The sequence below is a fragment of the Caballeronia sp. RCC_10 genome, assembly GCF_041360715.1.
Classification (GTDB): domain Bacteria; phylum Pseudomonadota; class Gammaproteobacteria; order Burkholderiales; family Burkholderiaceae; genus Caballeronia; species Caballeronia grimmiae.
The window spans coordinates 21,070-31,974 of the sequence record NZ_JBFUPT010000032.1; the positions used below are offsets into that span (position 1 = coordinate 21,070).

Consider the following 10,905-nt stretch of genomic DNA (forward strand, 5'->3'; position numbering starts at 1 on the left):
GTTCCGCTATGATGTGCGGAAAGACACAAGACTGGAAGCTCGATGAAGACGTTGAATCCGGCGGTGGCCCGAGTGCTAAAACGCCTGCACTATCCGCTGGACGTGATCCTGACCTGCGTGCGCTGGTACGTGGCCTATCCGCTGAGCCTGCGGAACCTCGAAGACATGATGGCTGAGCGTGGCGTTTCGGTCGATCATTCGACTGTGCACCGCTGGGCCGTCACGCTGTTGCCGGTGTTGGAGAAGGCGTTTCGCCTGCGCAAACGGCCGGTCGGCAAGAGCTGGCGCATGGACGAGACGTACATTCGCGTCAAGGGCGAATGGCGATATCTTTACCGGGCCGTGGACAAGGACGCCAACACCATCGACTTCCTACTGCGCGCCCATCGAGACAAGACTGCAGCTCGGCGTTACTTTGAGAAATCGATCGCCCAGAATGGCGCGCCCGAGACGGTGACCATCGACAAAAGCGGCTCCAATCTCGCCGCGCTCGAAGCGATCAATGCCAATCGTGAAACGCCCATCAAGATCCGCCAGTCGAAATACCTCAATAATCTGGTCGAGCAGGACCATCGGGCGATCAAGCGACGAACGCGGCCCATGCTGGGATTCAAGACTTTTCGCTGTGCCCGGATCCTTCTGGCTGGAATCGAACTGATGCACATGATCGTGAAAGGACAAATGAAGTTCGCTCGCGGAGCGCATCTGTCTGCCGCTGATCAATTCTACAACCTCGCAATATAAGCAGTACTTCGCATATCGATCTCGCTCACCGCTCGATCCTTATCGCGACAAAGCCGGATCGCCATACCACTGCAACGCAATGGTTGCGTGCTGTTGTCGGCCTGAACCATGAATACCTCTTGCGAATTGCCTCGTCCCAGAGACCTACAACGCTGGTTTTGCCTGTTGTTCGCTTACCATCGCCAGCAGCGACAAGCGCACCGAGTCCTGACGTTGCTCCGCAGTACATCTGCTTGTCGAGGTCGGCTCGCCCTAGCCAAGCGACGTTGAGATTTTCGGTTCGTGCGCAAGACACCTGCCCGAGCTGCGACGACAGGCTTGTCGCCGGCGGAGGCCAAACAGTGCTGGTTGCCCTTCGAAACTTTAGCTCAACGACGTACTGTCCCGGTATTGGACCTTGGTCCAATAGTCTTGCTCGGCAGAAGCATCTAAACTGCTCGTGGAGCCTAACGCAAAACAGCTAAATTCGTCGTGCCGCCAGCACAGATGTAAAGCTGGCCGGAGTATCGAAGGCGCTATCCATGACCATCCGCCCCAGCACCGCGAGCTTGACTAACTACTTAAGAGACGTATTCGTGGGAGAACCGGCATCTGTCAACGCACGTGCGTACAAGGAGTTTTGAGCCCAGAACTGGGTGGCTGTGCACACGCTGTTGGCCACGCTCAGCATCTCATTTGGTAGCGGCAAGAAGTGAGGCCGGTTGCATCGAAGAAGAGATAGTCGCGCTGTAAGAGAAAAAGCCATACGGGCCGACAGCGTCTTGTCGAACCGCGATGCAGGTCCCGTCGAGTGAACGTGCGAAGTCGCTCGTGGTCCGATGAACGCCCGGGATATCGTAGCGCTTGTACCGGAACCGGATTCGAAGAACGCGTACAGCGTTGGGAGCTCGAGATGCCGTGGGTCTGGAAGTCACGTTTGCGCATGTTCGCGACGATCGCGATACTCGGATTGGGGGCCGGCCTGGGCGTCGGCATGGGGGGACTGCGTGTGCTCGATGCGCCGGCGCATTCCGCGATAGCCAAGATACGCATGGGCGACGGCATTGACGGGCCTGCAGGCATGGCCTGGATTCCCGCCGGCTCGTTCATGATGGGTAGCGATGCGCGGCCGGCACAACCCAACGAGCGGCCAGCCCACTCCGTGAAGTTGCACGGGTACTGGATCGACCAGCACCATGTCACGAACGTTGAATTTCGCAAGTTCGTCGACGCGACCGGGTATCTGACAACCGCCGAGCGCAAGCCCGATTGGGAAACGCTCAGAGTGCAATTGGCGCCAGGTACGCCGCGTCCACCAGACGACGCGTTGGTGCCGGGCGGTGTGGTGTTCGTCGGTACGACGGGCCCGGTCGCGCTCGATAATGTCGCGCAGTGGTGGCGCTTCGTTCCCGGCGCGAACTGGCGGCATCCATCAGGACCCGACAGCGGAATCGAAGGCAGGGACGATCATCCGGTCCTCCAGGTGTCGTATGAAGACGCCGAGGCCTATGCGAAATGGGCCGGCAAACGCCTGCCAACCGAGGTCGAATGGGAATTCGCCGCGCGCGGCGGCTTGGAACAGGCAACATACGCATGGGGTGACGACTTCGCGCCCAACGGCAAGCAGATGGCGAACGTCTGGCAGGGACAGCAGGCGCAGCCGTTTCCGGTTACAAGCGGCAAGACCCGAACCTTGCCCGGCACGAGCCCGGTCGGTACGTTCCCGCCGAATGGCTATGGTTTATCCGACATGACCGGAAACGCCTGGCAATGGGTTGCCGACTGGTATCGCTCCGATCAGTTTCAGCGCGAGGCCGCTGCGGGTGGCCAGCCGGTTGATCCGCGCGGTCCCGCCGACAGCTACGACCCGGACGATCGCGGCGCGCCAGCGAATGCCCCGAAGCGTGTGACGCGCGGAGGATCCTTCCTCTGCAATGAAGCGTATTGCCTAAGCTACCGTCCCAGCGCACGACGCGGGACTGATCCGTATACGAGCCTGTCTCATCTTGGCTTTCGACTGGTAATGTCCGACGAGTCGTGGCAGCAGCAAAAGCATAAGCAAGCACAGCAACGGCTCGAGCAATCGATGGCATCCGACTGAGTTGTCGCGAGACGGTGTAGGCGCATCGGTTTGCGGCATTTTCCCTATCCGTGGGTGCAGCGTTGGCGGAGCCCATCATGCAGAGTACAGAAGCACCGAAGCGAGCGCTCCGCTAGCGGGCATGTGTTCGTATTGGTCAGACGGCGACGAGCGAACGCATCGACGGCGAGGGGTTGCCGTCGCCACGCTCATCCTCTTGGTGGACCGGTTGTCGCCCGCGCTTGTGTGCGCACAGTCACCGGACCTCAAACAGAACATCGTCAGGATCTGAGGCGACGACATCACCATGTGGAACGTCGGCGCACACGCGGCAGCGATTAAGGCACTTGATGCCGCTGATCATGGGTTAGCTGCCTCAAAGCGGCCAAGGGGCCGACCGCGTAGGGAACTCGGGAGGGTCGCGATTGTGCAGTTGAGAAACATCCCGTGAGGGCGCCATCTCGGCGGCCTCGCTCATAGGTACTTTTCGAATCTGGCTTGGGTTTAACGTGTGCACTTCTCATGCCTCAGAGTGGCGCGCGGTTGATTATGAAAGCGGCTCAGTACAGGAGAGCGGCATGATTAGAATTGCGAGTGTGCTGTCAATCAGCTTTCTCCTAGGTGCAGCTCTTCCGCCAGGAGCAATGGCCCAGCAGATCGTCGGCACTCCTGGTTCGCCCAGCGCCACGACCACCCTCGAAGGGAGGCAGCTTCCGCCGCCATCCCCGAAATTCGGCGGCGTCATCAAGGAGAACGCCGCGGACTCGAAGCCTTGGTGGCCGCCGCGCGTCGCGCCGTCCAAGGGTGCACCCAACATCCTGCTGATCATGACCGACGATCAGGGCTATGGCGTTAGTGGCACCTTTGGCGGCGTCATCCCGACGCCGGCGCTGGACCGCATCGCGAAGGCGGGCCTGCGCTACACCGAGTTCAATTCGACAGCGCTGTGCTCACCCACGCGAGCAGCGCTGATCACCGGCCGCAACCACCACTCTGCGGGCTTCGGCGTGATCACCGAGCTATCCACAGGTTTTCCGGGCTATGACTCGATCATCGGTCCGGATAATGCGACGGTCGGCAGGATCCTCAAAGACAACGGTTATGCCACGTCGTGGTTCGGCAAGAACCACAACACGCCGGCCTACCAATACACCGTCGCAGGCCCCTTCGATCAATGGCCGTCTGGGATGGGTTTCGATTACTTCTACGGCTTTATGGGCGGCGAGACCGACCAGTGGACGCCTTATCTGTTCCAGAACAACAGGCAGATTTTTCCGTGGATCGGCAAGCCCGGCTACAACCTCACCACCGACATGGCGGACGAGGCGATCAACTACGTGAAAGAGCTCAATGCCGCGGCGCCGGACCAACCGTTCCTGGTCTACTACGTTCCAGGGGGAAGCCACTCGCCGCACCAGCCAACGAAGGAGTGGAGCGACAAGTTCAAGGGCAAGTTCGATATGGGCTGGAACGTCATGCGCGAGCAGATCTTCGCCAATCAGAAGCGGTTGGGGGTGATTCCGGCGAATGCGAAGCTGACCGACTGGCCAGATAGCCTGCCGAAGTGGGAAACGCTGTCGGCCGACGAGAAGAAGCTCTTCGCCAGGCAAGCCGAGGTGTACGCGGGCTACACGGCCTATACCGACCACGAAATCGGCCGCGTCATTCAGCAAGTCGAGGACATGGGCAAACTCAACAACACGCTGATTATCTACATCGACGGTGACAACGGCACGAGCCCCGAGGGCACGCTGCTTGGCACGCCCAACCAGTACACGTCGTACAACGGCATTCTGGAGTTCCCGGTCGCCGAGCAACTTAAGTTCTACGACGCCTGGGGCTCGGCGGCGACCTACCCGCACATGGCGGTCGGGTGGTCGTGGGCGTTCGACACGCCGTTCAAATGGACCAAGCAGATCGCGTCGCACTTTGGCGGCACGCGGCAGGGAATGGCAATCTCGTGGCCGGACCGCATCAAGGACGCCGGCGGCATCCGCCACCAGTTCCATCACATCATCGACATTGTGCCCACGATCCTCGAAGCTGCGGGCATCAAGGCGCCACAGATGGTCGACGGCATCAAGCAAAAACCGATCGAAGGCGTGAGCATGGCATATACCTTCGACAAAGCGAACGCCAATATGGCCTCAAAGCGCACGACTCAGTACTTCGAAATGATCGCCAACCGCGGGATCTACCACGACGGCTGGTACGCCAACACGACGCCACCCCATGGGCCGTGGATATTGAATGCGCCCTTGCCCGCGCCGAACGATTACAAGTGGGAGTTGTACAACCTCACCGAGGATTACTCGCAGGCCAACGATCTCGCGGCGAAGATGCCTGGCAAGCTGAAGGAGATGCAGGCACTGTTCATGCAGGAGGCGACCAAGTACAACGTGCTTCCGCTGAGCAACGATTCGTTTGCGCGAGCGCTCGCGCCGCGGCCGAGTGCGACGGCCGGCAAGACGGTATTCACCTACTCAGGCGTGAACGCCGGCATCAGCTCCAGTAATGCACCGAATATCCTGGGTAGGTCGTACACGATTACCGCCGTGGTCGATGTGCCTCAGGGCGGCGGCGACGGGATGCTCGTCACCATGGGCGGGCGCTGGGGTGGCTATGGGTTGTATCTACTCAATGGCAAGCCGGTGTTCGACTACAACATGCTCATCCTCGCGCAATACCGCTGGGAAGGACCGGATCCGCTCACACCAGGGAAGCATACGATCGTGTTCGACTACACGTATGACGGCCCCGGCATCGCGAAGGGCGGTGCCGGTGTGCTGAAAGTGGACGGCAAGCTGGTCGCCACACAGAAGCAGCCCAACTCGATCGCATTCCTGCAGGTGGCTGACGAGACCTTCGACGTTGGGGTAGACACCCGCACGTCGGTGAACGAAAAGGACTATCAGGTGCCGTTCGCATTCAACGGCAAGATCGACAAGTTGACCGTCAACCTTGGCCCGACGCAGTTGACCGCGCAGGACCAGAAAAAGGCGCAAGAAGAGATCGCCAAAGCGAAGGACTAAGGACGGGAAAACGGCGGTCGAACCGGCGGCGCCGTCGCGCACCGCGCCGCTTCGGATACATCGGCGTACTTCCCGAGGATCCCGAACCGCTAAACTTCACAAGGATCTCAACGTAAGCAATCAATCCCTATCGGAGTGTTGATTTATCCTTGATCGTCGCAGGCACCGAGGCTTCGCAGGACATGCTCCTCGAGCATGTGGCTGACAAAGTGATCAAGAACTACCGGACAGCGACCCGTGACCAGTAGTTGTCGGTGCAGAGGAGCGAGCCGTCATCAGCGGTGGACAAGCAAGCCATGGAGTTCTTGCGCTACGATTCGCAGGCACACGTGCCCTTCATCGACAGGATCGCCGTACCCGTTTTGAAATGGATGCCCGGATGCGGCTTGATCCTGTCAGCTTCGTGAACTATGGTCGAAACGGGTGTTTCATGCGGCGTTGCCCGGTTGCAGTTAGCAAAAACCGCCCTCGCATGCCCACACTGTCAAGCAACACCAAGAGCAGTGATGGCAACGGACCGAAGGATACGGACACTGCTGCCGGATACAGTGCCGTCGCATTCGTGATTTTTGTGCCTCGCCATTGGGAGCACACACTGTCAGCGTTTAGCGAAGGACACCACGAGATGAGCCAGAACCACTTTACCCTCAGCTTTCCCTTGAAGTCGCCCGCGGATGCCAAGGCGCTGAGGGAGCAGCTTCCACCCTTGATGCCGCAGCTGTTCAAAGCGGCGGATACCATTGGCCGAATTCACTACTCGCGCTTCACGATTCTGGACGCGAAGACCTTGCTGTTTCTTGGCGATTTTGACGGCGAATTCGGTGAACTCATGGCCGACCTGGCCAAAGCTGCGGGGCCGGTGTTCGATGCCATCTTTACGCATGTGGACAATCCACCACCCAGTCCGGTGGCCAATAACGCAAACGCTTTCGTTGAATCGACCGCGGATCATCTTCTCCATGCAGCGACTCTCTTCAGCGCGTACTCAGACGTCACCGCCAAGCAGATTAAGGCCATGGCGACTGCCGCAGACGTCACTGGCGCTGGCAAACAACTCCCCTTCCTGGTGATCCTGCCCATCAAATCAAGGCTTGCCTACCTCGAGGTACAACTGCTCCTACGCGCGAGGGCGCACAGGACCCAGAAAGATCTAGCCGCAATCGGCACCCCCCACTTCGCCCAGTTCGTGCCGCTCGGGAACAACCGGGTAGGTTTCTTTACTGTGTATGACGGCTCGTTCGACGAGTATATTGCCGATTTCACCAAATACATCGGACCGGTTTTCGATCTTGTATTCAAATTCACGAAGGACCCGCCGCCCTCTCCATGCAGAAAGCACCTCCAGGAGTTCATCGACTTTGCGGCGGGGGCAAACCGCGCTCCGATTGGGTTCTACCAGGCATATCCAGGCCTGACGGTTCAGGACATCCATGCCCTGATCGCCGATAGCAGCTCACGATCAGGCTCGGATGGATAGCAAGGCTTCTGAGGCCTTCGTCGAATTGGATCTGTGGCCCGTAGTCACACGCCCGAAACAAGCAGGAGACTCCAAGTGAGCCAGGACAACAAGGTACCGGCAAAAGAAAGCGAGGGGCTCCTCCGCCGTATGTTCGCGCGAGGCAGGCGTGAGAGCCCGGGGCCTGATACCCATTCCGGACCCGGTACGAAGACGACGCTCGACCTCGGTGATATTCAGGGGTTCATCCTTCGCGGATACAGGATGCCGATGGTGCGGCATTTCTTGCTGAAGGTGAGCGTTCCCGCGGAGGCACGCAAGCTGCTCGGACGGCTCGTCAGCGGGGACGAGTCCGATGCGCCGCAGATCACCACCGCTGAAGACTGGCACATAGGGTTCGAGCCCGGACCAGGAGATGATCTGGCCGACGCACCGCGCCGCAAGCCGGACTATTGCTTAAACGTCGGCATTACCTGGCAAGGACTGATCGCGCTCGAGATCCGAGATCGCGTTCCGACGGTCTCATTCAAGTCGTTCGGTGCGTTCACCGCGGGAGCCGCCGAACGCGCGCGACTGGTAGGTGATACCGGCGCGAGCGCGCCGCAGAACTGGATCGGTGCCTTTGGGAACGGAAGCGATCACGTCCTGGTGACGCTGCACGCCATTAGCCCGGAGGCGATGACGGCCTATGACGAGCGGCTATCTGCTCTATTTGCCGAAGGGGGCGCCTTGCGGGAGCTCTGGCGTGGCGATGGGATGGCGTTGATGGAAATGAAGGATGGCAAGCCCGTCTTCACTTCCAGGGTTCCGTTCGGTTATACCGACGGCCTCAGCATGACCACCATACAGGGTGGTCCAGAACGATATACACCGGATCACCAGCAACCATGCGAACCCTGGCTATTCGTTTTGCTGGACGACGCCGAGAACTACTTCGTGCCGGAGCCTCGTGAGCTCGGTCTGAACGGCAGCTTTGCTGTCTTCAAGATGATCGCAACGGACGTAGTTGGCTTCGAGAATTTCCTGCAGTCAAACAAGGACAAAATAGATCCCGAACTCCTCGCCGCCAAGATTTGCGGACGGTGGCGCAACGGCGTTCCTCTTGCGTTGTCGCCGGAAACGGATAGCCCTCCGGGCGGCATACCGTTCGAGCAGTTGAACAACTACGAATATGTAAACGCGGATGGGTCAGGCGATCCAATTGGACTGCGCTGTCCCGTTGGCGCGCACATGCGTCGCATCAACCCACGAGGCCAGCCCGTCACGGGCCAGGGCCATCCCGGTGGCAGCAATAGTACGCACCGGCTGATTCGTCGTGGCTTGCCCTACGGGCCGGTCTATGATCCGGCGCAACCCTACGACGGCATTGAACGCGGGCTTCTCGGTTATTTCATCAACTCAAGCATCGAGAATCAATACGAGTTCGTATTGGGGCATTGGGTAAATGACAGCGAGTTCGCCGGGGCGGTCAGGCTGCACCCTAGATCGAAGGATCCTTTGATTGGCACTCAGGAACCAACGGAAAGCATTTTCGTGATTCCGCAGGCGAAGGGTGGGCCTCCGATCAAGATCACAGGGTTCTCGAGCTTCACTACGACAAAAGCCGCCGCCTACTGCTTCCTGCCCAGCATCACCGCGATCAAATTCATTTCCAAACTGGGATGAGTTATGTGGCTCCGTCTTAGTCGCCGGCGGAGGACAGCGGCCCGCTTACCTTGGCACACGATGAGCGGGCAAGCATATGTGCCAAGTGCCTATTGAGGATTGAAACCGGCGACAAGCGCCGTGGAGGGTTCACCACCATGCTATTCCTGACCCGATGGTTCGGAGTGACCGGAAGCGATGCTGAGCGAAGCCTCAGTGCGGAACAGTCGGACATCGACGAGATTGTCGAGAAAGTCCTCTTGATGCAGGCGAACGCTGCCGCCCAACAACACCGGCCGCTGTGCCGTGGAACACATGCAAAGGGTGTCTGCACCCGAGCCCAATTCGAAGTCTTAGACGTTACAGTGGGACGGGACCACGCACTGGTGGAGCGGCTTGCAAAGGGGATTTTCGCGACGCCTGGCGTATATCCCGCAATCGTGCGGTTTGGTAACGCGGATTCGAAAGTGAACTCCGACCAGAAGGGTGACGTCCGATCGTTGTCTTTCTCAGTCGACCTCACTCGGGGTGGCGCGGCAGTTTCAGGCCCGAGCGTTGGTCGACAAGATTTCTCGCTGCAGAACGCGAGGACTCTGCCCATAAACGACTCACGTGCCTTTCTGGCTATCATGAAGCTCCTTACGGCATCGAACCCGGCCGTCGGCATGTGGTTCCTGCCGTTCAGGGACAAGTTAAGAGTGCTGCGGACCCTCGTGTTGGCACAATTGCAGGCACGGCAGACAATCAAACCTTATCAGCAGCTACGTTATTGGAGTACCGTACCGTTTCGTCACGGACCGATCGATGTTGTGAAGCATTCGGCTACACCGTCCCGGTACAATCCGGCGCATCCTTTGCAAAGGAGTAACCCGAATGCCCTGCAGGACGAACTGATCCGGCACCTTGAGGAAGATAGCAACGCGAGCGTCTTCGACTTTGGACTCCAGTTCCTCGACGACGACAGGATGACGTATTGGGGCAAGAAACGGGACGCCCACTTTTGGATCGAAAACGCGAGTGTGGAGTGGAACGAGGCGCAAGCGCCTTTCCACACGGTCGCACGACTTACCCTCCTATCGAAGTCGCAGCTTCGGCCGGATGCCGGCGAAGCGACGTATTTTGATGTCACCGGGAACTCTATACCTGACAGCACGCCCCTTGGAAGCATTAATCGCGCCCGCCGGCCTGCAGAGGTCGCCAGCAGAAAAGCACGCATGCACGCGGCCAGTAGAGCTGAACCGGACGCATGATTATGGTGTTTGCACTCCTTAAGAGTCGAGGTTGAAGGCAACGCCGAGATGGACGACTACAACTGGCCGCAGGCTTTTTCGGCACGTCAAATTGACTGAAAGGCTTTGCAGGTCTGCCGTTTTCGATACGGGGCGAATTCGCTACGATCTCGATGCTTTCGGCTTTTGGCCGTACACGGTCATACAAAGCGGCACTGGCGTACGTATGCGTTCGGCGTGATCCATTGCGATGCCGAGTATGGGCGTTCGCGAACGGATAGGCGTACCCACAGCAGGCACTGAGGAAGGAGTGAAAACGGCACGGCCGATACATGCAAGTGCATGCTGTCTCTGTATGTCGTCGATCAAGTGCCTCTCGTCGACTATGTGCGCTTTTACAACCTCATCGCTTCGGTGGATTTTCTACTGTTACCGAACGACTACCGAAGGGGGCGATTGTTGGATCTGTCGCAGTAACGCGTCGCGTATCACGTGCCGTGACAAAGAACGATCGGACGCTTAATGAAGACTTTTAATCCAGCCGTGGCGCGGGTGCTCAAGCGCTTGCACTATCCGCTCGATGTGATCCTCACGTGCGTTCGCTGGTATGTAGCGTATCCTCTGAGTCTTCGGCACCTTGAAGAGATGATGGCGGAGCGCGGAAGGCTTTGTCGCGATAAGGATCGAGCGGTGAGCGAGATCGATATGCGAAGTACTGCTTATATTGCGAGGTTGTAGAAT

6 protein-coding genes and 1 pseudogene are annotated in these 10,905 nt (G+C 58.9%); all 7 read left to right on the forward strand.

The genetic code is table 11. The features are described 5' to 3' along the window. The first annotated feature begins 42 nt into the window (after positions 1-42). Complete coding sequence (locus AB6804_RS28040) at positions 43-744, forward strand: IS6 family transposase (RefSeq protein WP_370889217.1); 702 nt, start codon at positions 43-45, stop codon at positions 742-744. An 892-nt stretch (positions 745-1,636) separates the two neighbouring features. Further along, positions 1,637-2,824: a formylglycine-generating enzyme family protein gene (locus AB6804_RS28045; protein WP_370889218.1), complete on the forward strand. Its 1,188-nt coding sequence runs from the start codon at positions 1,637-1,639 to the stop codon at positions 2,822-2,824. A 623-nt stretch (positions 2,825-3,447) separates the two neighbouring features. Further along, positions 3,448-5,835: a sulfatase-like hydrolase/transferase gene (locus AB6804_RS28050; protein WP_370889219.1), complete on the forward strand. Its 2,388-nt coding sequence runs from the start codon at positions 3,448-3,450 to the stop codon at positions 5,833-5,835. A 625-nt stretch (positions 5,836-6,460) separates the two neighbouring features. Continuing rightward, positions 6,461-7,312 carry a hypothetical protein gene (locus AB6804_RS28055; protein ID WP_370889220.1) on the forward strand — a complete coding sequence of 284 codons (852 nt, stop codon included), beginning with the start codon at positions 6,461-6,463 and terminating at the stop codon, positions 7,310-7,312. A 75-nt stretch (positions 7,313-7,387) separates the two neighbouring features. After that, on the forward strand, positions 7,388-8,956 hold the full coding sequence (locus tag AB6804_RS28060) for a Dyp-type peroxidase (RefSeq protein WP_370889221.1): 1,569 nt from the start codon (positions 7,388-7,390) through the stop codon (positions 8,954-8,956). Between the two features lie 137 nt (positions 8,957-9,093). Further along, positions 9,094-10,185 (forward strand): hypothetical protein, encoded by a 1,092-nt coding sequence (locus AB6804_RS28065; protein WP_370889222.1) that lies wholly within the window; start codon positions 9,094-9,096, stop codon positions 10,183-10,185. 501 nt (positions 10,186-10,686) lie between these two features. Further along, positions 10,687-10,827: pseudogene (locus AB6804_RS28070) on the forward strand (IS6 family transposase); the annotation flags it as partial. Positions 10,828-10,905 lie beyond the last annotated feature (78 nt).

Excerpts from the sequence above, each read along its gene's own strand:
- AB6804_RS28050 (WP_370889219.1), top strand. The coding sequence starts at position 3,448 with ATGGCCCAGCAGATCGTCGGCACTCCTGGTTCGCCCAGCGCCACGACC.
- AB6804_RS28040 (WP_370889217.1), top strand. The coding sequence starts at position 43 with ATGAAGACGTTGAATCCGGCGGTGGCCCGAGTGCTAAAACGCCTGCAC.
- AB6804_RS28055 (WP_370889220.1), top strand. The coding sequence starts at position 6,461 with ATGAGCCAGAACCACTTTACCCTCAGCTTTCCCTTGAAGTCGCCCGCG.
- AB6804_RS28065 (WP_370889222.1), top strand. The coding sequence starts at position 9,094 with ATGCTATTCCTGACCCGATGGTTCGGAGTGACCGGAAGCGATGCTGAG.
- AB6804_RS28045 (WP_370889218.1), top strand. The coding sequence starts at position 1,637 with ATGCCGTGGGTCTGGAAGTCACGTTTGCGCATGTTCGCGACGATCGCG.